This window comes from Nonomuraea sp. NPDC051941 (assembly GCF_044593615.1).
In genome coordinates this window covers 15,031-38,266 of sequence record NZ_JBIUCF010000071.1, presented here as the reverse complement: position 1 = coordinate 38,266, position 23,236 = coordinate 15,031, and the positions used below count along the sequence as shown (strand labels likewise).

At 72.8% G+C, this 23,236-nt stretch carries 22 protein-coding genes and 1 pseudogene; 15 read left to right on the top strand and 8 right to left on the bottom strand.

The window, feature by feature from the left end:
• Window positions 1-2 precede the first annotated feature (2 nt).
• From ACIHFD_RS61355 to ACIHFD_RS61325, 7 genes are all read left to right on the top strand, one after another.
• A complete protein-coding gene (locus ACIHFD_RS61355) occupies window positions 3-2,006 on the top strand; it encodes a hydantoinase B/oxoprolinase family protein (RefSeq protein ID WP_397374848.1) in 2,004 nt (667 codons plus the stop codon).
• Window positions 2,003-3,259, top strand: coding sequence for an amidohydrolase (locus tag ACIHFD_RS61350; RefSeq protein ID WP_397374847.1), 1,257 nt, complete (start codon window positions 2,003-2,005; stop codon window positions 3,257-3,259). Before ACIHFD_RS61355 ends, ACIHFD_RS61350 begins: the two co-directional genes overlap by 4 nt.
• A 207-nt stretch (window positions 3,260-3,466) precedes the next feature.
• Window positions 3,467-3,985 carry a hypothetical protein gene (locus ACIHFD_RS61345; protein WP_397374846.1) on the top strand — a complete coding sequence of 173 codons (519 nt, stop codon included), beginning with the start codon at window positions 3,467-3,469 and terminating at the stop codon, window positions 3,983-3,985.
• 4 nt (window positions 3,986-3,989) lie between these two features.
• Window positions 3,990-5,411 (top strand): RICIN domain-containing protein, encoded by a 1,422-nt coding sequence (locus ACIHFD_RS61340; RefSeq protein WP_397374845.1) that lies wholly within the window; start codon window positions 3,990-3,992, stop codon window positions 5,409-5,411.
• 109 nt (window positions 5,412-5,520) lie between these two features.
• Window positions 5,521-6,465 (top strand): hypothetical protein, encoded by a 945-nt coding sequence (locus ACIHFD_RS61335; protein WP_350742956.1) that lies wholly within the window; start codon window positions 5,521-5,523, stop codon window positions 6,463-6,465.
• Complete coding sequence (locus ACIHFD_RS61330) at window positions 6,462-7,550, top strand: NAD(P)/FAD-dependent oxidoreductase (protein ID WP_397374844.1); 1,089 nt, start codon at window positions 6,462-6,464, stop codon at window positions 7,548-7,550. The genes ACIHFD_RS61335 and ACIHFD_RS61330 overlap by 4 nt, the downstream gene beginning before the upstream one ends.
• Before the next feature lie 27 nt (window positions 7,551-7,577).
• On the top strand, window positions 7,578-8,885 hold the full coding sequence (locus tag ACIHFD_RS61325; RefSeq protein ID WP_397374843.1) for a cytochrome P450: 1,308 nt from the start codon (window positions 7,578-7,580) through the stop codon (window positions 8,883-8,885).
• 34 nt (window positions 8,886-8,919) lie between these two features.
• On the opposite strand, the gene ACIHFD_RS61320 is transcribed toward ACIHFD_RS61325, so the two are convergent.
• Window positions 8,920-9,828: an ATP-binding cassette domain-containing protein gene (locus tag ACIHFD_RS61320; RefSeq protein ID WP_397374842.1), complete on the bottom strand. Its 909-nt coding sequence runs from the start codon at window positions 9,826-9,828 to the stop codon at window positions 8,920-8,922.
• A gap of 18 nt (window positions 9,829-9,846) precedes the next feature.
• Window positions 9,847-10,470 carry a TetR/AcrR family transcriptional regulator gene (locus tag ACIHFD_RS61315; RefSeq protein ID WP_397374841.1) on the bottom strand — a complete coding sequence of 208 codons (624 nt, stop codon included), beginning with the start codon at window positions 10,468-10,470 and terminating at the stop codon, window positions 9,847-9,849.
• A 138-nt stretch (window positions 10,471-10,608) separates the two neighbouring features.
• On the opposite strand from ACIHFD_RS61315, the gene manA reads away from it, so the two are divergent.
• Window positions 10,609-11,766, top strand: coding sequence for a mannose-6-phosphate isomerase, class I (gene manA, locus ACIHFD_RS61310; RefSeq protein WP_397374840.1), 1,158 nt, complete (start codon window positions 10,609-10,611; stop codon window positions 11,764-11,766).
• Between the two features lie 55 nt (window positions 11,767-11,821).
• Window positions 11,822-12,424, top strand: a complete 603-nt coding sequence (locus ACIHFD_RS61305) for a flavin reductase family protein (RefSeq protein ID WP_350743043.1) — start codon at window positions 11,822-11,824, stop codon at window positions 12,422-12,424.
• Here ACIHFD_RS61305 and ACIHFD_RS61300 read toward each other — a convergent pair.
• On the bottom strand, window positions 12,421-13,986 hold the full coding sequence (locus ACIHFD_RS61300; RefSeq protein ID WP_397374839.1) for an FAD-dependent oxidoreductase: 1,566 nt from the start codon (window positions 13,984-13,986) through the stop codon (window positions 12,421-12,423). The genes ACIHFD_RS61305 and ACIHFD_RS61300 overlap by 4 nt on opposite strands.
• Before the next feature lie 95 nt (window positions 13,987-14,081).
• Here ACIHFD_RS61300 and ACIHFD_RS61295 point away from each other — a divergent pair, with 95 nt between their 5' ends.
• Both ACIHFD_RS61295 and ACIHFD_RS61290 read left to right on the top strand, forming a co-directional pair.
• A complete protein-coding gene (locus tag ACIHFD_RS61295; RefSeq protein WP_363985407.1) occupies window positions 14,082-14,672 on the top strand; it encodes a helix-turn-helix transcriptional regulator in 591 nt (196 codons plus the stop codon).
• Window positions 14,673-14,703: 31 nt separating this feature from the next.
• A complete protein-coding gene (locus ACIHFD_RS61290; RefSeq protein ID WP_397374838.1) occupies window positions 14,704-15,288 on the top strand; it encodes a hypothetical protein in 585 nt (194 codons plus the stop codon).
• Window positions 15,289-15,522: 234 nt separating this feature from the next.
• Here ACIHFD_RS61290 and ACIHFD_RS61285 read toward each other — a convergent pair whose 3' ends face one another.
• Window positions 15,523-15,981, bottom strand: a complete 459-nt coding sequence (locus ACIHFD_RS61285; RefSeq protein ID WP_397374837.1) for a VOC family protein — start codon at window positions 15,979-15,981, stop codon at window positions 15,523-15,525.
• 164 nt (window positions 15,982-16,145) lie between these two features.
• Here ACIHFD_RS61285 and ACIHFD_RS61280 point away from each other — a divergent pair, with 164 nt between their 5' ends.
• Complete coding sequence (locus ACIHFD_RS61280; RefSeq protein ID WP_397374836.1) at window positions 16,146-17,156, top strand: TIGR04222 domain-containing membrane protein; 1,011 nt, start codon at window positions 16,146-16,148, stop codon at window positions 17,154-17,156.
• A 15-nt stretch (window positions 17,157-17,171) separates the two neighbouring features.
• Here the strand turns inward: ACIHFD_RS61280 and ACIHFD_RS61275 are convergent, their stop codons facing one another.
• Both ACIHFD_RS61275 and ACIHFD_RS61270 read right to left on the bottom strand, forming a co-directional pair.
• On the bottom strand, window positions 17,172-18,065 hold the full coding sequence (locus ACIHFD_RS61275) for an ABC transporter permease (RefSeq protein ID WP_397374835.1): 894 nt from the start codon (window positions 18,063-18,065) through the stop codon (window positions 17,172-17,174).
• Between the two features lie 141 nt (window positions 18,066-18,206).
• A complete protein-coding gene (locus tag ACIHFD_RS61270) occupies window positions 18,207-19,034 on the bottom strand; it encodes an IclR family transcriptional regulator (RefSeq protein WP_397374834.1) in 828 nt (275 codons plus the stop codon).
• Between the two features lie 214 nt (window positions 19,035-19,248).
• On the opposite strand from ACIHFD_RS61270, the gene ACIHFD_RS61265 reads away from it, so the two are divergent.
• A complete protein-coding gene (locus ACIHFD_RS61265; protein ID WP_363985396.1) occupies window positions 19,249-19,659 on the top strand; it encodes a RidA family protein in 411 nt (136 codons plus the stop codon).
• Window positions 19,656-20,753 (top strand): aminotransferase class V-fold PLP-dependent enzyme, encoded by a 1,098-nt coding sequence (locus tag ACIHFD_RS61260; protein WP_397374833.1) that lies wholly within the window; start codon window positions 19,656-19,658, stop codon window positions 20,751-20,753. Before ACIHFD_RS61265 ends, ACIHFD_RS61260 begins: the two co-directional genes overlap by 4 nt.
• A gap of 105 nt (window positions 20,754-20,858) precedes the next feature.
• Here the strand turns inward: ACIHFD_RS61260 and ACIHFD_RS61255 are convergent.
• Window positions 20,859-21,659 (bottom strand): annotated as a pseudogene (locus tag ACIHFD_RS61255) (NAD(P)/FAD-dependent oxidoreductase); the annotation flags it as partial.
• Between the two features lie 89 nt (window positions 21,660-21,748).
• On the bottom strand, window positions 21,749-22,387 hold the full coding sequence (gene folE / locus ACIHFD_RS61250) for a GTP cyclohydrolase I FolE (RefSeq protein WP_397374832.1): 639 nt from the start codon (window positions 22,385-22,387) through the stop codon (window positions 21,749-21,751).
• 116 nt (window positions 22,388-22,503) lie between these two features.
• Between folE and ACIHFD_RS61245 the strand changes: the two genes are divergently transcribed.
• Window positions 22,504-23,214, top strand: coding sequence for a helix-turn-helix transcriptional regulator (locus ACIHFD_RS61245; RefSeq protein WP_397374831.1), 711 nt, complete (start codon window positions 22,504-22,506; stop codon window positions 23,212-23,214).
• Window positions 23,215-23,236 lie beyond the last annotated feature (22 nt).

The window sequence follows — 23,236 nt, the reverse complement described above, 5'->3', positions numbered from 1 at the left end:
ACGTGCGGCTCGACCCCGTCACCATGGAGATCGTCGGCAACCGGCTCAGCGCCATGACCGAGGAGATGTGCCTCACCCTGCAGCGCACCAGCCGCTCCCTGTACGTCAAGGAGACCGCCGACTTCTGCTGCGCCTTCGCGGGCCTGGACGGCGGCTTCGTCGCCTACCCGCGCGGCATCGGAGTCTCCGGCTTCGTCGGCCTGAACGTGCTGACCACCGTCGAGGCCGCCGGCCCGCTGGAGCCCGGCGATGTGATCATCACCAACGACCCGTACCGCTCCGGCGGCCTGGCCACCCACCTGACGGACATCCAGCTCATCGAGCCGTATTTCCACGAGGGCGAGCTGGTCGGCTACGGCTGGGCGTTCATCCACTGCTCCGACATCGGCGGCCGGGTGCCGAGCAGCCTGTCGCCGGTCAACGACGAGATCTTCCAGGAGGGCCTGCAGATCCCGCCGGTCAAGCTGGTGCGCGCCGGGGAGCCGAGCCGCGACGTGGAGGCGCTGATCTCGGCCAACAGCCGCACCCCCGAGGCGAACCTGGGCGACATCAGGGCCATGCGCGCGGCGCTGCGCACCGGCCGGGAGCGGCTGGCCGGGGTCGTCGCCCAGCACGGCCTGGCCACCGTGCTCGACGCGCAGCGCGACCTGGTCGAGTACACCGCGGGCAAGGCACGCGCCGCCCTGGCCGCGCTCGGCGACGGCACCCACCGCTTCGTGGACTACCTCGACGACGACGCCGTCTCCAGCCTGCCGGTCCGCCTGTCGGTCACCGCGACGCTGCGCGCGGGCGACCTGGACCTCGACTTCACCGGTACGGATCCGCAGGTCGCCGCGGCGTTCAACATCGCGACCCTGGGCCGGCCGCACGCCTGGATCACCACCAGGGTGCTCGCGCTCATCTGCACCCTCGACCCCGGCATCGCGCTCAACGCGGGGCTCATCGCGCCGATCACCGTCACCACGCCCGAGGGCTCGCTGGTCAACCCCGTGCACCCGGCCGCCGTGGGCGTGCGGCACGCCTCGGCCAACCGCGTCAACGACGCCGTCGGCGGCGCGCTCGGGCTGGCCGCCCCGCACGTGCTGCCGGCCGCCTCCAGCGGGCTGGTGGTGCCGGTGGTCGTCGCCGAGCAGCGCGCCGCCGGCCAGAACGTGCAGGTCCTGGAGCCGATGGTGGGCGGTACGGGGGCCCGCGACGGCGCCGACGGGGTGGACGGCCGCGACAGCGGCATCTCCAACCTGTCCAACAACCCGGTCGAGACCGTCGAGACGGAGATCGGGGTCGAGATCCTCAGGTACGGGCTGCGTACCGATTCGGGAGGCGCCGGGCGCTGGCGCGGCGGGTGCGGGCTGGAGCTGACGTTCCGGGTGCGCGGGGAGGGCTCGAAGCTGCTGGCCCGGGGGCTGGAGCGGATGTGCTTCCGCCCGTGGGGCGTGCGCGGCGGCGGCCCGGGCGCGGCCACCGAGCTGATCGTCAATCCGAGCACGGCCCGGGAGCGCAGGCACTTCAAGATCGACGTGCTGCCGCTGGAGCCCGGTGACGTCGTCACGCTGCTGACCTCGGGCGCGGGCGGCTACGGCGACCCGTACACCAGGGATCCGGAGGCGGTGCTGCGGGACGTGGAGCGGGGCGTGGTCTCCCGGGAGGCGGCGGCGCGCGCGTACGGCGTGCTGCTGGCGGAGGCGGACGGCGGCCTGGCCGTGGACGGCCCGGCCACGGCGGACGCCCGCCGCGAGCACCGCCCGGACCGGGGCGCCCACGACGGCGGGGCGGAGCGGCGGGCGTGGGAGTCGGTGTTCGACACCGCCGCCGTCGACCGCCTGGTGGCCGCCCTGTTCCGGCTCCCCGGCCCGGCCCGCACCCCGCGCAGGACGGCCCTCTACACCGCGGTCCTGGCCGGGCTGCCGGCCGGCTTCCCCAGGACAGCCCCCTCCCCCGAGCAGCGCGACGCGGCCCGCCGTACCCTCGTCCAAGAGATCACCGAACTGGAACGGATGTCGGCATGAGCGATCAGGACGCCATCGACGCGATCATGGCCGGGCTCGCGGGCCCGGCGCTCGGCGAGCTCGCCGAGCTGTATCAGGACCTGCACCGGCACCCCGAGCCCGCCTTCGAGGAGGAGCGCACGGCGGGCATCGCCGCCGGGCGGCTGCGGGCGGCCGGGTTCGAGGTCGTCACGGGCCTCGGCGGCACGGGCGTGGCGGGCGTGCTGCGCAACGGCGAGGGCCCCACGGTGGCATTACGGGCCGACATGGACGCGCTGCCGGTGCTGGAGGCCACGGGCCTGCCGTACGCGAGCACCGCCACCACGCCCGACGGGGTGCCGCTCATGCACGCCTGCGGCCACGACATGCACGTGACGTGCCTGAGCGGCGCGGCGCAGCTGCTGGCGGCCGGCCGGGACCGGTGGCGGGGCACGCTCGTGGCGCTGTTCCAGCCGGCGGAGGAGATCGCGGCCGGGGCGCGGGCCATGCTGGACGACGGGCTGTTCGACCGGATCGGCACGCCCGACGTCGTGCTCGGCCAGCACGTCTTCCCCGACCCGGCCGAGACGCTGCTCATCAGCCCCGGCGAGATCCTGGCCGCCGCCGACAGCATGGAGATCCGGCTGTACGGCCAGGGCGGGCACGGCTCGCAGCCGGAGCGGACCGTCGACCCGGTCGTCCTGGCCGCCTCGACCGTCATGCGCCTGCAGACGGTCGTCTCGCGCGAGGTCTCCCCCTTCGAGCGGGCGGTGCTGACGGTGGCCCAGATCCACGCGGGCCACAAGGAGAACATCATCCCCGACGAGGCGTCCATCACGATCAACCTGCGCTCGTTCTCCCCCGAGGTGCGCCGCACCTTGCTGGCGGCCGTGGAGCGCGTGGTCAACGCCGAGGCGGCCGCCTCCGGCGCGCCCCGCCCGCCGGAGATCCGCACGCTCAACGCCTTCCCGCTGACCGTCAACGACGGCGACGCCACGGCCCGGGTGCGCGAGGCGTTCGCCGGCCGGTTCGGCTCCGAGCGGGTGCCGGCCATGGCGCCGCTGATGGGCAGCGAGGACTTCGGCCTGTTCGGCGCCGAGGCGGGCGCGCCGTCGGTCTTCTGGGGCCTCGGCGGCGCCGACCCCGGCCTGTACGCCCGCGCCGAGCGGGAGGGCCGGCTGCGCGAGGACGTCCCCAGCAACCACTCGCCCTTCTTCGCGCCCCAGATCCTCCCCACCCTGCCCATGGGTGTCGAGGCCCTGGTCACCGCCGCCCTGGCCTGGCTGCCGGCGTAACGGACCGAGCCCCGGCACGCCGCCGTGCCGGGGCTCCTCACGCGCTGAAAGTTTCACGTGCTGAGCTGGGCGGACGTCGCCGGGCGAGCGCCTGGCTGGTGCCCGCGTCCGGCCCGATCTACGGTGGCGGTGCCTATCCGGCGCCGGCCGTCCGACGGGTGCCGGAGTGGCGCTCCTGGCGCGACCCCCACGCGAAAGGGACCCCCGATGGCACCTCGGCACCTCCTCCCGGCGCTGGCGCTCGTCGCCGCGGTCACCCTGGCCTCCCCTCCGGCGCACGCGGACACGTTCCGCACCGCGAGCTCGTCCGGCTGGGGACCCAGCTGGTCGGCCGGTCAGGCGAACGCCGAGGCCAACGCCCGCGCGGAGCTGAACCGGCAGGCCGCCCAGGAGGGCGAGGTCTGCCCGAGCGTGTCGGTCACCTCCGCCCACGTCTACACCGCGCCCGACGGCTCGGCCTACGTCTTCAACGCGACCGCGTCGGGCACCTGCGTCCCGCAGCCTCCCGGACCGTCGTACCCGGTGGCGCGCTCGGAGACCCGCCAGGGCAGCGGCGCCACCTCCGGCGCCGCCGTCCAGAACGGCGCCCAGGCCGCCCGGGCGGCGGTGCTCGCGGCCGGCGTCAACTGCGTGAACTGGACGACCACGTCGGCGCTCGTGTGGGCCGCACCCGGCAGCGTCTGGTACATCTACGACGTCACCGTCTCCGCGAACTGCACCGACTGACGCCATGTCCCGTCTCCTGACCCTGCTGGCCGGGCTCTGCCTGGCGCTCACGCTGACCCCCGTCGCCCCGGCGACGGCCGCGCCCGTGACCGTGCCGGTCGGCGCGCAGTTCACCGACACCTCGGGCAACCTGCTGCACGCCCACGGCGGCGGAGTGATCAAGGTCGGCTCGTACTACTACTGGTTCGGGGAGAACCGCAACGCCGACGGCACCTTCCGCTACGTCTCCGCCTACCGCTCGGCCGACCTGCGCACCTGGGAGTTCCGCAACCACGTGCTCACCCAGTCCAGCTCCGCCGAGCTGCAGGTCGCCAACATCGAGCGGCCCAAGGTCGTCTACAACGCCGCCACCGGCCGGTTCGTCATGTGGATGCACAAGGAGAACGGCCGCGACTACGGCGAGGCGCGGGCCGCCGTGGCCGTCTCGAACACGGTGGACGGCGCCTACACCTACCTGCGCAGCTTCCGGCCGCTCGGCCACATGTCGCGCGACATCACCACGTTCGTCGACACCGACGGCACCGGCTACATGATCTCGGCCGCGAACGAGAACTACGACCTGCACGTCTACCGGCTCAGCGCCGACTACACCGACGTGGCCGTGCTGGCGCGCATGTGGGCCGGCGACCACCGGGAGGCGCCGGCGATGTTCAAGCGCGACGGCGTGTACTTCATGCTGACCTCGGCCGCGACCGGCTGGCAGCCCAACCAGGCCCAGTACGCCACCGCCACCAGCATCACCGGCACGTGGAGCTCGTGGCAGAACACCGGCGACTCGCTGACGTTCGGCTCCCAGCCGGCCTACGTGCTGCCGGTGCAGGGCACGTCCGGCACGTCGTACCTGTACCTGGGCGACCGGTGGGCCGGCGCGTGGGGCGGGCCCGTCAACGACTCCCGGTACGTGTGGCTGCCGGTGCGGTTCCCGAGCAGCACGTCCATGAGCCTGACCTACGCGCGCCAGCTCACCGTCGACACGGCCGCCGGCACGATCGCCACGACGGGCACCGGCTACGACCGGCTGACGGTGCGCCACTCCGGCAAGTGCGCCGACGTGCGCGGCGGCTCCACCGCCAACGCGGCCGCGGTCATCCAGTACGCCTGCGGCGGCGGCACGAACCAGCAGTGGCGCATCCAGTCGATCAGCGGCGGCTACGTGCAGGTCGTGGCCCGCAACTCCGGCAAGTGCCTGGACGTCAACGGCGCCTCCACCGCCGACGGGGCGGCGCTCCAGCAGTACACGTGCGGCACCGGCGCCAATCAGCAGTGGACGTTGCAGGACGCGGGCGGCGGCTACCTGCGCCTGGTGGCCAGGCACTCGGGCAAGTGCGCCGACCTGCCCAGCTCCTCGCAGGCCGACGACGTGCAGTTCAAGCAGTATCCCTGCAACGGCGGCCAGAACCAGCAGTTCACCCGCACCTCCCTGTGAGCAGCGCCGGCGCACGAAAGCACCAAGCCACAGAAGAGCACGTCAAGCACCGGTCAATAGCACGACCCCGCCTCTTTCGGCACAATTCGTGACGTTAGAGTGACGTATTGTGAACGAATCGAAGCGTGTGGAAATCACCTGGCCCAGCCTCGGCATCACCGTGGCCGCCGAACTCGATCAGCGCAACCGCGCCCTGGCCCAGTGCCTGTGGGACGCCCTGCCCTACCGCAGCCTGCAGGGGCACGCCCTGGTCGCCGGATATCACCTCTACCACGTCGCACCGGTCCATTCGCTGCTGCACACACCAGCGGAATACAAGGTGGACCGGCGCACCGTGCCCGACGGCACCCTGTTCTGCTCGCGGCTGCAGCATCTCGGCATCAAGTACGGCGAGCTCACCGAGCCCATGACCGCCACCCCGATCGGCCAGGTCGTCCCGGAGGACCTCGACGCCCTGGTCCAGGCCGGCCGCGACGTATGGCACTCCGTCTACACCACCAAGAGGCCCGTCATCGCCGAAGTGCGCCGCGAGGGCGAGCCCAGCGGACACCAGCTTCCGCGCCTGCCCATCGGCGACCCGCAGCTCAACGAGCTGGTCAAGGACGTGCACGCCGAGACCGAGCGCATCTGGCTGGACCCGCCCCGCGAGCTGCTCGACCTGCACGCGGGCCGCATCCCGTCCGGCGCCGGCAGCTACGAGACGGTCCTGACCACGCTGCTGTTCGTCAACGGCGAGACCCGGCCGCTCGGCTACAGCTGCTACGGCGGCCTCGTCCGCGCCGCCCTCGACGGCATGCCGATGCCGTGGCTGCGCCAGATGACCCGCCAGCTCGCGCACACGCCCGCCGAGTTCCTCGGCTACTGCGGCCTCGACACCCTGTGGGGCTTCACCCAGCGTCTGCTGGACGGGCTCGACCGGCTCGACGACCACGAGGACTTCGTCTCCGTCATGGCCCACATGGCCCTCTACTGCAACTGCCTCGGCGGCTGGAACCTGCACCTGTTCCCATGGGAGGCGGGCGAGCACCTGCGCCGCGAGGAGACGCCCGCATGAGCGGTCCGCGGGTAGTGGTCGTCGGCGGCGGCGTGATCGGCCTGTCGATCGCGTTCCACCTGGCCGAGGCCGGCGTCGACACCACGCTGCTGGAGCGGGACACGCTCGGCTCCGGCGCCTCGCGCGCCACCGCCGACGTGGTCCGCTCCTACTTCGCCGGCAACCCGGTCAGCTCGGCGCTGGCCGTGCGCAGCCTCGCGGCCTACCACGCCTTCCCGACCAGGCCGGGGATCGACCTGCCGCTGCGGCAGGTCGGTTACCTGGTGCTGTTCACCGAGGCCGACCAGGTGACCGCGTTCGAGGCCGACCTGCCCGCCCAGCACGCCGCCGGCGTCGACGTGAACCTGATCGGCGCGCAGGAGGCCAGGGAGCGTAACCCGCTCATCGGGGACTTCCCGCTGGTGGCCGCCGCGTACTCGCCGCAGGCCTACATCTCCGACACCACGGCCATCGTCACCGCCTACGCGCAGGCGGCCGAGCAGGCGGGCGCGACGCTGCGTACCGGCTGCCCGGTCACCGCCATCGACACGCGGGCCGGGCTCGTGCGGACCGCCGCCGGCGAGGTCGGCGCCGACGCCATCATCTGCGCCGCCGGCGCCTGGTCGGCCTCGCTCGTCCGCGAGGCCGGCGTGGACCTGCCGCTCACCGAGCCCATCGAGCAGGAGCTGCTCACCACCGACCCGCTGCCGCCGGACACGCCGGACATCCCGGTCACCCTGCACGCCGCCACCGGCCTGCTCGTACGGCTGCGCGGCGACCGGCTGCTCATCGGCATGGGCTACCCGGGGCCCGACCGGGAGGCGTGGCGGCGGCAGGTCGCCGAACGCCTCGCGGCCACGTACCCGAGCCTGGCCGGGCTCGCGCTGCACACCGCCGTCACCGGCCTGCGCGACGCCAGCCCTGACAAGACCGCCTTCATCGGCCACCACCCGGGACCGCCGGCCTTCCTGTACGCGACCGGCTTCTCCGGGCACGGCCTGTGCAACGCGCCCGCCGCCGGGGAGCTGGTCCGCGACCTGTATCTCGACCAGGACCCCGGCTTCGACGTGACCGCGCTGGCCTTGAGCCCGCGCCGCGCGGGATGACCCAACGACAGACGGACGGGAAGACCCATGAGCCAAGAAAGCCGCCTCGATCAGGACACTCTCGACGCTCGGGAACAAGAAGCCGCAGACGGATACGACCCGGACGCCGTCCCAGGGTGCCCACATGCCCGGTTCGTCCTCGACCCGGCCACCCCGAGCCTGCACGCCGACAACGACCGGCTGCGTGCGGCCGGCCCGCTGGTGCCCGTGACGGCCGAGGGCGTGCCCGCCTGGGCCGCCACCCATTACGCCACGCTGCTGACGGTCCTGACCCATCCGAGCCTGTCCAGGGACATCCGCCACTGGGCCACCCGCGACACCTGCCCGGCCGGCACCGCCATCGACCGCATCGTCACCGACACCTCGATGCTCAACGCCGAAGGCGACGACCACCGCCGCCTGCGCACCCCCGTGGCCGGCGCGTTCACCGCGCGCCGGCTCCGGCAGCTGCGCCCCAAGATCGAGGCGCTCACCGAAAGGCTCGTCGACGCCCTCGCCGAGCTGCCGCCTGACGAGCCGGTGGACCTGCGCAGGGAGTTCGCCTACCCGCTGCCGCGCGAGGTCATCTCCGAGCTGATCGGCATCCCGGCCGAGCACCAGGACGCGCTGCACGAGCTCTCCGACGCCGTGGCCCAGGTGTCCGACACGCTCGACGACTCGCCCGACGTACGCCGGGCCCTGCACGAACTGCTCGACCAGATCATCGAGGAGCGCCGGGACACGCCCGGCGAGGACCTCATCACCGACCTGTTCAGGCTGCGCGAGAAGGACGGCGACCGGCTGTCCTCCGACGAGCTGTTCGCCACCATCGAGCTGCTGTTCATCGCCGGGCACGTGACCACCGTCAACCTCATCACCAACGCCATCGGCGCCCTGCTCAACCGGCCTGACCAGCTCGAACTGCTGCGTACCGGCCAGTGCGACTACGGCGCGGCGGTCGAGGAGACGCTGCGCTGGGACTCGCCGATCGCCTACTTCCCGATGCGGTACGCCGTACAGGACATCGAGATCGACGGCGTGCACCTGCGGACCGGCGAGCCCGTGCTGGCCTGCTTCGCCGCCACGGGGCGCGACCCCGGCCAGTTCGGCGAGAACGCCGACCGCTTCGACATCACCAACCCGCCGAGCGCCCACCTGGCCTTCGGGCACGGGCCGCACTTCTGCCTCGGCGCGCCGCTGGCCAGGATCGAGGCGGAGATCGCGCTGCAGGCGCTGTTCGAGGCGTTCCCGGAGATCGCGCCCGCCGCGCGGCCCGAGGACCTGGCCCCGCTGGACACGCTGCTGGGCAACAGCACCCGCAGCATGCCCGTCCTGCTCGGCCCGCGCGCCCGCTGAAGCGCCCCGGACGGGCGGGCCTGCCCGTCCGGGGTCAGCCCACGCTCTCCGCGTGCCGCTCGTAGTGGCGCAGGAACAGCTCCTCCAGCGTCGGCGGCCGGCTCACCAGGCTGCGCACGCCCGCCTCCGCGAGCCGGCGCAGCGCCGGGTCCAGCGCCACGCCGTCCACGCTGAACCGCACCCGCCCGTCACCGGCCCGCAGGTCGTGCACCCCGGGCAGCCCGGCCAGCCCGTCCGCCACCCCGTCCGCCGGGCCCGCCAGCTCGGCCTCGATCGACGTGCGGGTCAGGTGCCGCAGCTCCGCCAGCGTGCCCGTCTCGACCGTGCGGCCGTCCCGGATGATCGTCACCCGGTCGCACAGCGCCTCGACCTCGGACAGGACGTGGCTCGACAGCAGCACCGTACGCCGCGCCCGCTCCTCCCTGACGCACTCCCGGAACACCTCCTCCATCAGCGGGTCCAGGCCGGACGTGGGCTCGTCCAGGATCAGCAGCTCCCCCTCGGAGGCCAGCGCGGCGACCAGGGCCACCTTCTGCCGGTTGCCCTTCGAGTACGTCCGCGCCTTCTTGCGCGGATCCAGGTCGAACCGCTCCAGCAGGTCCGCCTTGCGCCGCGCGTTCAGCCCGCCCCGCAACCGGCCCAGCAGGTCGATCACCTCGCCGCCCGACAGGTACGGCCACAGCGTCACGTCGCCCGGCACGTACGCCAGGCGGCGGTGCAGCTCGCCCGCCTCCGACCACGGATCACCGCCCAGCAGCCGGGCGGTGCCCGAGTCGGCCCGCACCAAGCCCAGCAGGATCCGGATCGTCGTGCTCTTCCCCGCGCCGTTCGGCCCCAGGAAGCCGTGCACCTCGCCGGCCCGCACACCGAGATCGAGCCCGTCCAGCGCCCTGGCCGTCCCGAACGACTTCACCAGCCCCTTCACCACGATGGCGTCACTCATGGTGGTGCTCCTCCAGATTCACGTGGTCGCGCCCCGATCGAGGGCCTTCCTGGCCTCAGCGGCCTCCTCCAGGCTGAGCAGCGGGTGAGAGTAGAGGTCCACGATCACCCGCATCAGCTTGACCTGCCCCTCCGGGCTGGTCAGATCCACACCCATGCCACGCTCGACGTGCTGGCGCAGCACCGTGGCCGACAACGCCATCGCCGCGATCATCGTCGAACGGGACCGGGCGTCCACGTCGGGAGGATCGGGACGGCTCCTGTCGGCCTCGGCGATCCACCCCTCGCCGAGATCCACCATCTCGTCGAACAGCGGCGCCGCCCACCCCTCCGTCAGCGCCCGCGCCAGATAGGGCTGGTACGGGCCCATGACGGCGGCCGGGTTGAGCCCGGCGCCGTAGGGGTCGCTCGCGGCCTGCTCGCTCAGCCTGCGGATCGTCTTCATCAGCTGCTCGTCGCACGCCTCGCGCAGCGCCTGCTTCGAGCCGAAATGATGGCGCACCAGCCCCAGGGACACACCGGCGGTCTCCGCGATGTCGCGGATCGTCGCCCGCTCGAACCCGTGCTCGCCGATGTGCCGCATCGCCGCGTCCCTGATCCGCGCACGCGCCGTGAGATCCTCCGGATCCGGTACGGTCGTCATCCCGTTCCCCTGTATAGCTCGCTGTTCACCTGAAAAGCAGACTATACCCGTGTATAGCAGCCCCGCAACGCAGCCCCCGGCTACGCACAAGCGCCCGTCTCGTTCTACGCTCCAAGCACGACGATCGGAGACAACGCCGTGCCACAGCCCGACCCGGCGCCCACGCGCCTGGCCACCGCCATCCGCCCCTACGACTGGGGCTCGGTGACGGCCCTGCCACAGCTCTTCGGCACCGAGCCCACCGGCCGGCCCCAGGCCGAGCTCTGGATGGGCGCCCACCCCGGCGACCCCTCCACCGTCGGCGGCATCCCGCTCAACGAGCTCATCGCCGACGACCCCGCCGGCACCCTCGGCGAGGCCGCCGCCGCCCGCTTCGGCCCCGCCCTCCCCTACCTGCTCAAGGTCCTGGCCATCGAACGGCCGCTCTCCCTCCAGGTCCACCCCACCACCGAGCAGGCCCAGGCCGGGTTCGCCGACGAGGATGCCCGCGGCGTCCCCATCGACGACCCCGACCGCACGTACAAGGACACCTCGCACAAACCCGAGATGGTCTGCGCGATCACCCCCTTCCACGGCCTGTGCGGCTTCCGCGACCCCGCCGCCACCGCCGCCCTCCTCGACCGTCTCGCCGTGCCGGACCTGACCCCCTGGAGCGACCTGCTCAGAGCGGGCGACCTGCGCACCGTGTTCGCCCAGATGCTCGACGACGCCCACAAGCCGCTGCGCGCCCAGGTCGAGCACGCCCTGCGCGAGTCGGACGACCCCGGCCTGGCCGTCTACGGCGACCTCGCCCGCGCCTGCCCCGGCGACCCCGGCGTCACCGCCGCGCTCCTGCTCCACCACGTCAACCTGGCCCCCGGCCAGGCCCTCTACCTCGGCGCCGGGGTCCCCCACGCCTACCTCGGCGGCATCGGCGTCGAGATCATGGCCAACTCCGACAACGTGCTGCGCTGCGGGCTCACCACCAAGCACATCGACGTGCCCGAGCTCATGCGCGTCGTCGACTTCACACCGTCCGCCCCGCACCTGGTCCGGCCGGAGCAGGACACGCCCGGCGAGCACCGCTACCGGCCGCCGGTCCCCGAGTTCGCCCTCACGCGCTACGACCTCGACAGCCCCCACACGCTGCCCGGAGGTGCGCCCCAGATCGTCGTCTGCATCGACGGGGAGGCCCGCCTGGCCGGCCTGACGCTGCGGCCGGGCGAGTCGGCGTTCATCCCCGCGGCTGCCGCGTCGGTGCCGCTTGCCGGGAAGGGGACGGCGTACCGCGCCGAGCCGGGCGCCTTTACATTGTAGATTCGCTACGACGTTTCGGTCCGGCGTTGAACGTCCCGTTCCTAGGCTCGCCCGCATGAACACTGTGACCATCGAGCCGAGCATCCTGTACTTCGGGACCCCGGTCGTCCTGCTCTCCACCGAGAACCCGGACGGGACGTTCAACCTCGCCCCGATGTCCTCGGCCTGGGCGCTGGGCCAGGTGATCGTGCTGGGGCTGGGCGCCGAGGGGCAGACCGCCCGCAACCTCATGAGCCGCCCGGAGGTGGTCGTCAACCTGCCCGCTCCCCACCAGTGGGAGGCGGTCGAACGGCTGGCGCCCCTCACCGGGCGGCACCCGGTGCCGGCGACCAAGCACGCGGGCTGCCGGTACGAGCCCGGCAAGTTCGCCGCGGCCGGACTGCGGCCCGAGCCGTCCGAGACCGTACGGCCGCCGCGCGTGGCCGAGTGCCCCCTCCAGTTCGAGGCGCGGGCGGAGCGGGTGGGCCACGACGTCTCGGGGTCGTTCGTCATCGCGGAGGCCGTCGTGAGCAGGGTGCACGCGGACCCGCGCATCGTGGTGCCCGGCACCCAGCATGTGGACCCGGGCACGTGGAGCCCGCTCATCTACAACTTCCGCCACTACTTCGGCCTCGGCCCCGAGCTCGGCCACTCCTACCGCAGCCAGACGCCCCGCTAGGGCAGCCTGCGAACCTTGAGCACGCTATCCGTGCGGGCGCCGTGCCGGCCGTCCGGCTCGTCCTGGGCGCGCTCGTACTCCTCGCGGACCTGCACCTCCCACTCCCCCTCGGGCAGCCCGAGAGCGTCCAGGACCTCCTGCGCCGTCGGGAAGTGCACCTCGACGGGCGGGTTGTGCTCCCAGGACGGCCATCCCACGTGCCCGACGACCAGCAGCACCCCGCCGGGGGCGACCGCCGACGCGGCGGCGCGCAGGATCTCCTCGCGCGGCAGGTCCACGAACGAGTGCAGGAAGCAGGCGGAGACGAGGTCGAAGACGCCTTCGGGGAAGGACACGCCCAGGTCGTGGCGCTGCCAGTCGATACGGTCGGCGACGCCCGCCTCCTTGGCGTGCCCGGCGGCGCGTTCGAGCGCCACGCCGGAGACGTCGGCCGCGGTGACCCGCCACCCCCTTCCCGCGAGCCAGATCGCGTCGCCTCCCTCGCCGGACCCCAGGTCCAGCGCCGTGCCGGGCTCGAGGTCCGACACCTCGCGGACGAGCGTCACATTGGGGTTCCCGCTCCAGATCCGGGTCTTCTCGGAGTAACGGGAGTCCCAGTACTCCTCCGGGGCGACATCCATGGCGGCGACGGCGCGGCGGGTCTCCTCGGCGACCAGGTCGGCGTTGATCGCCGCCGCCGCCCGCACACCCGCCGCCGCGGCGCCGATGACCTGCTCGTTCAGGGTGGTCACGTTCCCCGCCACCCACACCCCGGGCACACTGGTGGCGCCCATCGGGTCGGCGGGCACGCGGGTGCCGATCACGTGCCCGGACATCTCCATCTCCTCCGTCTCCAGCCCCAGCGCCGCGAGCAGCCCTGCCTGGGCGGTGAGAAGGCCGGCGGTCGCCAGAGCCTGGCAGGCGACCACGCGCCCGTCGGCGAGCCGCACCCCGGACAGCCTGCCGTCCGTCACCTCCAGGCCCGCCACCTTGCCCTCGACCACGGTGACGCCCCTGGCGGCGAGCTGACGCCGCTGGTCATGGCCGAGCTCGGGCGCGGTGTGCGGGAAGAAGGTCACGTCGGCGCTCCACTGCCGCCACAGCAGCGCCTGGTGAACGGAGAGCGGCCCCGTGCCCAGGATCGCGATTGCCTGGTCGCGCACCTCCCAGCCGTGGCAGTACGGGCAGTGCAGCACGTCCTTGCCCCACCGCTCGGCCAGGCCCGGCACGTCCGGCAGCTCGTCGGTCAGGCCGGTGGTGACCAGCAGCCGGTCCGCCTCGACCGTGGCGCCGTCCGCCAGCACGACGCGGAAGCCCCCGTCATCGAGCCGCTCGGCGGTGGTGACGGTGCCGGTCACGATCTCCCCGCCGTACCCGATCACCTCCTCCCGGCCCACGGCCAGCAGTTCGAGCGGCGAGAGTCCCTCGCGCCCCAGGTACGTGTGCACGCCCTCGGCGGGCGCGTTGCGCGGCCGGCCGGCGTCGACCACCAGCACCCTGCGCCGCGCCCGGCCCAGCGTGAGCGCCCCGCTCAGTCCCGCGGCCCCGCCCCCGACCACCACGACGTCGTACTTCGTGTCCATATCGCCTCTCCTCACGGTGATTCCGATGTCCGACACTGTCCGCGCCCGGCGGCCGATTTGACAAATTTCATTGCCGAAATGGCAAAGTAGGTCGCATGGACGACCTCGACGACGTACTCCAGTCCGTGGGGCCGCGGCTGCGGTCGGTGCGCCAGGAGCGTGGCGAGACGCTGGCGCAGCTGTCCGCGAGCACCGGCATCTCCGTCAGCACCCTGTCCCGCCTGGAGTCGGGTCAGCGCAAACCGACCCTGGAGCTGCTCCTGCTGCTGGCCCGGGCGTACCAGGTGCAGCTCGACGAGCTGATCGACGCGCCGGTGACCGGTGACCCGCGCGTTCATCTGCGCCCCTTCAAACGGCACGGCACGACGTTCATCCCGCTGAGCCGCCGGCCCGGCGGGGTGCAGGCGTACAAGCAGATCTTCCCGCCGCACTGGCCGGGCTACGAGCCGGGGCCGTCGGACCAGAAGGTCCACGAGGGCTACGAGTGGATGTACGTGCTGTCGGGGCGGCTGCGGCTGCTCCTCGGGGAGCACGACGTGATCCTGACGGAGGGGGAGGTGGCGGAGTTCGACACGCGGACGCCGCACGCGTCCGCCAACCCCGGCCCGGAGCCGACCGAGATCCTCGCCCTGTTCGGCCCTCAGGGGGAGCGCATGCACGTCCGCGCCCGCCCGACCGCCCGGTGAGCACCCGGTGCTCTGGTGCATGATGATGCACGTGACCGAGTCGGTGATGCGGTGGGTGCGGCGGCACCGGCCGGACGGCAACCCGCTGCGGCGGCGCTCCGACCGCCTGGAGAGCGCCGTGCTGCTCGTGACGGTGGCCCTCGTCCTGCTCAGCGTGTGGCCCGCGGCGGCGGCGGGGCGGCAGTCGTACGAGCACGCGCTGCCGGCGCTCGGCGACGGGCGCCGGGAGGTGGTGGCGACGTTGCTGGCGGACGCGCCGGTGACGCGCCTGTCGTTCGGGGAGGCGCCCCGGAGCGAGCCGGCCCCGGCGCACTGGACGACGCCGGCCGGGCTGGCGCGTACCGGCCGGGTGATGGCGCCGCCCCTGGCCAAGGCGGGCACGGAGGTGCGGATCTGGGTCGATCCCGGCGGCCGGCGGGTCAGCGCGCCGCCGAGCCCCGGCGACCTGCGGGTCACGGCCGTGGCGACGACGCTGCTGCTGGTGCTGGTGGCGGCGGTGGTCGCGGGGCTGGGGTTCGCGGGCGTCCGGCTGCTGCTCGACCGGGGACGTTACCGCGAGTGGGAGGCCGCCTGGTCGCTGGCCGACGCGCGGTGGCGGCGCCGGCGTTCGTCGTAGCCGCCGGGCCGTCGATTCCGTCCTATACCGAAATCGCATGCCCGGTCAGGGCCCGAGTCAAGGGCCTGCCCAGGTCAAGGGCGGTATTCACCCGAATCGCGGTGATCTCCGGGCGTCTAAGGTGTAGGGGATGGGAAGCGTCACCCGGATGAACGGGGTGCGGGCGCGGGGCGTCCTGCCCGGCCAGGCGGAGCTGGAGCCGCCGCGGCCGGTGCGGGCGCCCCGCTGACGCACTCAGGCGTCGGTTCCGAAGCCGTCGAGCGTCTGGCGCTCCTCCAGGTCGCGCAGCTCCTCGAAGACCGTGATGTGCAGGCCCGCGGGCGCGTCCAGCCGGGCGTTCAGCGACTCCCAGGGCGTGACCGTGGGCGGCGCCACCTCCATCGCACCCGCCGCCACCAGCCGCTCGGTGGTGCCCCGCGCGTCGTCCACCTCGAACGCCACCCGGAGCTTCGGTGCCACCTGCCGTCCCACCTCGACCTCGTCGATCATCTTCTTCTGCGCCGGGTTCGCGATCTCCAGCGTGGCCCTGCCGGCGTCCAGGATCGCCACCCGCGCGCCGTCACCGCCGGAGAACGCGGCCTGCTCGGGAAGGCCCAGCACGTCCCGGTAGAAGGCCAGCGCGGCCTCGTAGTCCTCGGCCTCCACCACCAGCCGGAGCTGCCGTACGGGGCGGTCGTCGGTGGGTGCGCTCATGCGATCTCCTCAGCGGGAATGCGGGCGTTCATCGCCTCGTGCAACCCACCTGCCCCGTCCGTTCATCCCGCTCGCATGGTTCGAGAAACCTCTAAGTGTTTCCGGGAACCCTCGCGTCTCCGGAAGAGTCCTTCATGCAAAGGGGCCGCCTCTGGGGAGGCTGTATGGACGGGGTCTTACACACGGCTGCCATCGTGCTGCTCGCGCTGGTCGTCCTCACAGCGATCCGGACGCAATTCGCGTTGTTCCGTGCCCGTTCCGTCGCGGCGCGCGGGAGCCACCGGCTGAGCGTCTACGAGGCGGCGTTCCTCGCGGGCGGGCCGCGGCGGGTCATCAACGCGGCGCTGGTGTCGCTGGTCTCGCAGGGCGGGGTGCGGGTGTCGAGCGAAGGGCTGGTCACGCCGGTGAAGGGGTTCCGCGTGACCAAGTCGGTGCCGGTCGAGCGGGCGCTCTACCGGCACGTGCGTTCGGGCGGGGGGCCGCACACGACGGCCGAGCTGCGGCACCAGACGGTCCGCGATCACGCGATGCGGCGGCTGGCGACGCCGTTGTGGCGGCAGGGGTTCCTGATGTCGCCGGCCGTCCGGACGCGGTCGCGGCGGCGTACGAGCTGGCTGGCCGTCTTCGCCGGGCTGGCGGCGGTCGTGGCCGTGGTGAGCCTGCTCCGGCGCGCCCCGCCGGCCACGATCGTGATCGCCGGGGCGGCCGCCGTCGTCGGCGTGCTCTGCTTCTTCCTGCTGCGGCGCTCCATGGCGAACCCGGTGACCAGGGCCGGGCGGGCCGCTCTGCGGCAGGCCGAGGTCGATGACCTGGCGGACGGGTCCTGGAAGGTCTCGGACGACGCCGGGGTGGTGGCGCTGCGGGGCCTCACCGAGCTGCCGGACCGGCGGCTGGCCGACTCGCTGGCCCGCGACACGCGGGCCAGGAGCCACCGCGGGGTGCGGACGGCGTGCTGCGCACCCGGTCATTGCGGGTCGTACGGCAGCCCCGCCTACTCCTACGGCGACCCCTCGTACGAGGGCAGGTTCTTCGACTTCGGCGGCCTGTTCGACGGCGGCGGCGGGTCCCACGGCCATGACGGCGGCGGCGGAGGCTGGGGCGGCTCCGACGGTGGAGGCGGCGAGTCCGACGGCGGGGGCGGTGGCGGTGGGTGCGGCGGTGGTGGAAGCCAGTGACGCCGCCGTTCCCGGTCAGCCCCGCCCGTAGCGGTCCTCGGCCCGCCAGAAGTACCAGAACCCGAAGATCAGCGAGAACACCGCCCAGAACACGCACGACAGCCACACCGTCCGTGGCGGGACGTGGCTCCCGATCAGGATGTCGCGCATCCACTCGATGTAGGAGGCCGCCGGGTTCAGGTACATCACCGTCGCCACCCACTCCGGCAGGCGGGCGCTGTTGACGACCTTGTCATGGATGGCGAAGAACACCCCGGACGCGTACAGCCACGTCCGCATGATGAACGGCAGCAACTGGCTGAGGTCCCGCACCGTGGACCCCAGCCGGGCCAGCACCAGCCCCGCCCCGATGTTGAACGACGTCTGCAGCGCCAGCACGATCGGCACCATCAGCCAGAACCACGTGGGGAACTCCCCCGTCACCGTCACGATCACCAGCAGCACCCCCATGGAGATGGTGAGCTGCTGCAGCTCCTGGATCGTGTACGCCAGCGGCAGCGACGCCCGGGGGAAGTGCAGGGCGCGGATCAGCGACAGGTTGCCGGAGATCGACTTGGCGCCCGCGGTGACGGTCCGCTGCGTGTACGTGAACACGAACATCCCGGTGAGCAGGAACGCCGGGTAGTTGTCGATGTTCTTGCTGCCGCCGAGGATGAGGCCGAACATCACGTAGTAGATGGCCGCGTTCAGCAGCGGGGTGAGGATCTGCCAGAGCTGGCCCAGCGCGGACCCCGAGTATTTGGAGACGTTGCGCGAGGTCGCGTACGTCAGGATGAAGTGCCGCCGCTCCCACAGCTGGCGCGTGTAGACGGGCAGTCTCGGGCGCGCGATGGCGGGGCGCAGCCCGTGTCGCCTGGCGAGTTCGGCCAGTGACCCGCTCTCCGGCGGGGCGTTGTCCAGTTGGCTCATGAGCACCTCACTGCGTTGCGGTCCCCGGCCCCGGTCGTGGCGGCGCGCGCCCGTTCCCGTGCCGAGGCTAACCGATCAACCGGCGTCATCGCAGCTAGCGGGCGGTAGCCGTTTCCGTGCGGCGTGTCCGGGGCGGTGTCCTTATCGGGCGATGCAGGGACACACCCTCCCATCCAGCCCCGCGTGGGCCACGGCCCGCCCGCGCAGGAGGCCGGTCGCCATCGCGGCCGCCTCCCGGACCCCCATGGTCATCGTGGCCTGCCTCTCCTGGAACCGGGTCGTCGGGACGGACACCGTGAACGCGCCCGTCGGCGAACCCGTCTCGTCGAAGAAGGGCGCCGACACGCAGCACACGCCCTCGCTGAACTCCTCACGGTCCACCGCGTAGCCCCGCCTGCGCACCCGGGCCAGCTCGACGGTGAGGTGGTCGTGGTCGACGATCGTGCGCGGGGTGACCGCCTCGAGCTCCACTCCCTTGAACATCGCCGCCACCTGGTCCTCCGGCAGGAAGGCGAGCACCGCCTTGCAGGAGGCGCGCGCGTGCATGTGCCCGGTGTAGCCGACGTCGAGCTCGCCGACGCTCATCGCGCGCGGTCCGGAGATGTAGTGCTGCAACGTCAGCGTTCCGTGCTGCCAGCCGGAGATGTAGGACGTCTCATGCGTCCTGTCGTGCAGCCGGGCCAGGATCACCGCCAGCTCGGGCGCCGGTCCCGCCCGGCGCTGGAGGTGCCGGTTCAGCGACGCCGCCCGGTGGCCGACGTCGTACCGGCCGCCGGAAAGGCGCACCACGTAACCGCCGGCCAGCAGCGTGCGCAGGAGGTGGTAGCAGGTGCCGAGCTTGATGCCGAGCTGACGGCTGAGCACCTTCGCGGTGGCGGTGCCGTCCGCGGCGGCCACGGCCTCCAGCACGTGCAGGCCGCGTTCCAGCGTGAGCAGCACGGTCTTCCCACCGGCCTCCGGCTCGCTCATGTCCGCCTCCCTGTCAGGTCCCGCCGGGCGAGGACGCCCGCGGTCTCCATCATGGTGCGCCGGGCCCCGGCCACGTCAGCGGGGCGTGGTCGCGCCGAAGGGGGCGGCCCGATTTTCGATTATCTGAAATTCCGCAGGTGGACGCGTGATCCGGCCGGTCGCCCCCGCCTAGCGTTGTGACGCCCCAGAAACCGGCCCTCCGAGGAGAGACCCGATGATCCGCCGCTGGAATCCCCCCACGCTGGCCCCGCCGATCGGCCAGTACAGTCACCTCGCCTCGGTGCCGGCAGACCATGAGCTGGTGATGATCTCCGGCCAGGTCGGCGCCCTGCCGGACGGCACCCTCGCGGGCCCGGACGCGGAGACCCAGACGCGGCAGATCTTCGCCAACATCGAGCTGCTGCTCGACTCGCTCGGCGCGGGGCCGCAGCACCTGGTGAAGCTGTTCACCCTGGTCGCGGGCGTCGAACACGTCGCGGGCTGCCGCGCGGCGCGGGCGGAGACGTTCGCGAAGTGGTACCCGGACGGCGACTGGCCCGCTCATTCGCTCGCGGTGGTCACGGCCCTGGCCGATCCGGCGCTGACCGTCGAGATCGAGGGCGTGGCCGCCCTGCCCCGCCGATGAGCCCGGAGGACTTCCGAAGGCTCTTCCCCGCGCTGCGCTCAACGGTATGGCTGGACACGCCGGGCGTTCCTCCCGGTGCGGACCCGGTGACCGAGGCCATGCACCAGGCCGTGTCCGACTGGTCCACCGGCGAGCTCGACTGGCACGCCTGGGACGCGGCGGCGGCCCGGGCCCGCGCCCTGTTCGCCCGGCTGATCGGGGTCGAACCCGCCACGGTGTCGGCCCTCGGCTCGCTCTCCGAGGCCGCCGCCACGATCGCCGCGTCCCTGCCGCCCGGCCGGATCGTGGTGGCGGCCGAGGAGTTCCGCAGCAACCTGTTCCCGTGGCTGGCCCGGCACGACGTGGTCGCGGTCCCGGCGCGCGACGGGGAGACCCGGGTGGAGGACCTGATCGCCGCGCTGGACGACGACACCGTCCTGCTCGCCGTCAGCGAGGTGACCAGCAGGGAGGGACAGCGGCTCGACCTGCCCGCCCTGCGGGAGACGACCGACCGCGTGGGCGCGCGGCTGTTCGTCAACCTCACGCAGTCGCTGGGCGCGCTGCGCTACGACCCGGCGGCCGTGCGCCCCGACTACCTCGCCGTACACGGCTACAAGTGGTTGTTGTGCCCGCGTGGCGCGGCCTGGCTCGTCACCCGGCCCGACCGGCTCGGCGGCCTGACGCCGCTCGCGCCGAGCTGGAAGTCCACCAGCCCCCCGCACGGCTACTTCGGCGGCCCCATGCGGTTGGCGGACGATGCCGGCCGGTGCGACACCTCCCCCGCCTGGTTCTCGTGGATCGGTGCCTGCGCGGCCCTTCGCCTGTTCCGCTCGCTGGACGCCGGCCGTGTCGAGCGGCACTGCCTCGATCTCGCCCGGCAGCTCGCCGAGGAGGCGCGAGGGGCCGGCTTCCGGCGGGTGGTGAACGGCCCGCTCTCCCAGATCGTCGTGCTGCGCACCGATCATGCCGACCGCCTCTCCGCGAGGTTGCGCGAACGGGGTGTGCGGGCGACCGCGCTCGGCGACCGCGTGCGGTTCGGTTTTCACTACTTCAACAACGAGGACGACGTACGGACGACGTTGAGCGTCCTCACGGACGGGAGGATCACGCCTTGAGGTAGGCGAGCACGGCCGGCACCAGCCGTTCGGCGATCTCCGCGTTGGAACGCCCCTCGGCCATGAGCCCCGTCACCTCGCGTTCGCGCGGGCCCGCACGAATCGTCATGAACGCCGAGGGGAGGTCGTCACGAGCAAGCGGAAGTGGATCCTGCTGATCGTGGCTGTCGCCGTGGTCATCAACGTCCTGCTGACCATGTGAGTCCGCGGGCGCTTGACCGCCGTGGTCAACGGATGAGCCGGCGCAGCGGGGTCGCGGAGTCGGCGAGTGCGGTCGTACTGGTCGGTGTAGAAGTAGGGCACCTCGTCGTAGGCGGCCTGCCGGCCGAGCATGGCGCGGGCGGCCACGGCGGGCTGGTTGAGCGCGTTGGCCCAGTGCTCGATGCGGATGTGCCCGCCCAGGAGGGGGTGGTAGGCGTTGGCGACGTCGCCGGCGGCGAAGATGTCGGGATCTCCGGTGCGCAGGTCGGCTGTGGTGATGACGCCGTTGTCGACCGGCTGCCCCGCGGCGGCGGCCAGATCGGTCTCCGGGACGGCGCCGATGCCGGCCACCACGGCGTCCGCGTCGATGTGGGTGCCGTCGGCCGGCCGTACGCCGGCCTCGGCGACCGCGGCGAGGCGGGCGCCGAGCCGCAGGTCGACGCCGTGGTCACGGTGCAGGCCGGCGAAGACGGCGCCGATCTCGGGGCCGAGGACGCCGAGCAGCGGCTGCCGCTCCTGCTCCACCACGGTGACCTCGACGCCGGCGGCGCGGGCCGCGGCGGCGGTCTCGAGGCCGACCCAGCCGGCGCCGACGACGGCGATCCTGGTGGCGGCGGACAGCGTGGCACGCAGGCGGTCGGAGTCGTCGACGGTACGCAGGTACAGCACGTTGTCGCGATCGTGGCCGGAGACGGTCAGGCGGCGCGGGCGCGCCCCGCGTCGTGCACGAAGATCTTCTGTCGTTCGCCGCCGTCCTGCAGAAAGCCTTCGACAGCGGGGGCCCGTACGAGGGGTTAGCCGTGGGCTCCGGCCAGCGCGAAGAACTCCTGCCGGGAGCGCGGATCCTCGCGGAGCAGCCCCTGCAGGGCCGACGTCACCGTGCGGGACCCGCGGACCTGCACGCCGCGCATCGACATGCACAGGTGCTCGGCCTCGATCACCACGCCGACGCCCTTGGGGGCCAGGTGCTGCTGCAACCAGTCGGCCACCTGCTTGGTCAGCCGTTCCTGCACCTGCAGATCGCGGGCGAACAGCTCTATGACGCGGGCGAGCTTCGACAACCCCAGGATGCGGTCGCCGGGCAGGTAGCCCACGTGCGCCACGCCCTGGAACGGCAGCAGGTGGTGCTCGCACAGCGACTGCACCGGGATGTCGCGGGCCAGGACGAGCTCGTCGTACCCCTCCTCGTTGGGGAAGGTCGTCAGGTTGAACTCGCGCGGCGCCAGCAACTCGGCATAGGCGTGCGCGACCCGCCTCGGGGTGTCGGCCAGATGCTCGGACTCCGGGTCCCGGCCCAGCGCGATCAGCAGGTCGGTCACCGCCCGTTGCGCGGCCTCAAGATCCACATCGCCGCGTCCCCGGACCACCCGCAGGCGTCGCTGCTGGTGGTCCGGCGACGAACCACCGACCGGCTGCGCCACGGAGTCGTTCATGCCGCCCGCCCGCGATCGTCGGATGCGCAGCGCATCATGAACCCCTCCTTCTATTGACAAGTTTCGCTAACATTAGAAGGTGCCCAGTGATTTAGTCAACAAGAATGGTTTTTAGAATGAGCGAGGTCGACGAGGCATGGCCGGCACGCGTCTCCGCCGTCGCGGCGCTGGACGAGCCGACGCGGCGCCGCTTGTATGAGTTCGTGGTGCGACAGCCCGCGCCGGTGAGCCGCGACCAGGCCGCCGACGCCGTGCAGGCGCCACGCAACACGGTCTCGTTCCACCTGGACAAACTGGTGGCCGAAGGGCTGCTCGAAGCCGTCTACGAACGCCGCACCGGCCGCACCGGCCCCGGCGCCGGCCGCCCGGCCAAGCTTTACCGGCGCGCGCTCGGGCAGATCACGATCTCCCTGCCGGACCGGCGCTACGAAACCGCCGCCCACCTGCTCGCCGACGCTCTCCAGGAGGCGCAGACCTCAGGAGAGCCACCACGCGACGTGCTCGACCGGCGCGCCCGCGAGCTGGGCAGAGAGCTCGGCCGCGAGGCCCGCCCCGCCGATCCCGCACCCGACCCCCGCGCCGCGGTCGTGCCGGCCCTGGAAGCCCTCGGATTCGAGCCCCGCGCCGAGGGAGACAGCATCACCCTCGTCAACTGCCCCTTCCACAACCTGGCCCGGCAGCACACCGAACTGGTCTGCGGCATGAACCTGTGCCTCCTCACCGGCCTCCTCGAAGGCCTCGCCGCGACAGGCGTCACCGCCCGCCTGGAACCCGCCCCCGAACACTGCTGCGTCCGCCTCCACCCGACCGGCCAGACCTCCTGCTGAGACCGGATCTCGCGGCGCCGGG

What these genes read in the sequence shown, in the direction of transcription:
- ACIHFD_RS61350 (WP_397374847.1), top strand. Translation starts at nt 2,003, where the DNA reads ATGAGCGATCAGGACGCCATCGACGCGATCATGGCCGGGCTCGCGGGC.
- ACIHFD_RS61320 (WP_397374842.1), bottom strand. Translation starts at nt 9,828, where the DNA reads ATGAGTGACGCCATCGTGGTGAAGGGGCTGGTGAAGTCGTTCGGGACG.
- ACIHFD_RS61330 (WP_397374844.1), top strand. Translation starts at nt 6,462, where the DNA reads ATGAGCGGTCCGCGGGTAGTGGTCGTCGGCGGCGGCGTGATCGGCCTG.
- ACIHFD_RS61340 (WP_397374845.1), top strand. Translation starts at nt 3,990, where the DNA reads ATGTCCCGTCTCCTGACCCTGCTGGCCGGGCTCTGCCTGGCGCTCACG.
- ACIHFD_RS61300 (WP_397374839.1), bottom strand. Translation starts at nt 13,986, where the DNA reads ATGGACACGAAGTACGACGTCGTGGTGGTCGGGGGCGGGGCCGCGGGA.
- ACIHFD_RS61280 (WP_397374836.1), top strand. Translation starts at nt 16,146, where the DNA reads ATGGACGGGGTCTTACACACGGCTGCCATCGTGCTGCTCGCGCTGGTC.
- ACIHFD_RS61270 (WP_397374834.1), bottom strand. Translation starts at nt 19,034, where the DNA reads ATGAGCGAGCCGGAGGCCGGTGGGAAGACCGTGCTGCTCACGCTGGAA.
- ACIHFD_RS61285 (WP_397374837.1), bottom strand. Translation starts at nt 15,981, where the DNA reads ATGAGCGCACCCACCGACGACCGCCCCGTACGGCAGCTCCGGCTGGTG.
- ACIHFD_RS61345 (WP_397374846.1), top strand. Translation starts at nt 3,467, where the DNA reads ATGGCACCTCGGCACCTCCTCCCGGCGCTGGCGCTCGTCGCCGCGGTC.
- folE (WP_397374832.1), bottom strand. Translation starts at nt 22,387, where the DNA reads ATGAACGACTCCGTGGCGCAGCCGGTCGGTGGTTCGTCGCCGGACCAC.
- ACIHFD_RS61260 (WP_397374833.1), top strand. Translation starts at nt 19,656, where the DNA reads ATGAGCCCGGAGGACTTCCGAAGGCTCTTCCCCGCGCTGCGCTCAACG.
- ACIHFD_RS61325 (WP_397374843.1), top strand. Translation starts at nt 7,578, where the DNA reads ATGAGCCAAGAAAGCCGCCTCGATCAGGACACTCTCGACGCTCGGGAA.
- ACIHFD_RS61275 (WP_397374835.1), bottom strand. Translation starts at nt 18,065, where the DNA reads ATGAGCCAACTGGACAACGCCCCGCCGGAGAGCGGGTCACTGGCCGAA.
- ACIHFD_RS61315 (WP_397374841.1), bottom strand. Translation starts at nt 10,470, where the DNA reads ATGACGACCGTACCGGATCCGGAGGATCTCACGGCGCGTGCGCGGATC.
- ACIHFD_RS61245 (WP_397374831.1), top strand. Translation starts at nt 22,504, where the DNA reads ATGAGCGAGGTCGACGAGGCATGGCCGGCACGCGTCTCCGCCGTCGCG.
- ACIHFD_RS61305 (WP_350743043.1), top strand. Translation starts at nt 11,822, where the DNA reads ATGAACACTGTGACCATCGAGCCGAGCATCCTGTACTTCGGGACCCCG.
- ACIHFD_RS61265 (WP_363985396.1), top strand. Translation starts at nt 19,249, where the DNA reads ATGATCCGCCGCTGGAATCCCCCCACGCTGGCCCCGCCGATCGGCCAG.
- ACIHFD_RS61295 (WP_363985407.1), top strand. Translation starts at nt 14,082, where the DNA reads ATGGACGACCTCGACGACGTACTCCAGTCCGTGGGGCCGCGGCTGCGG.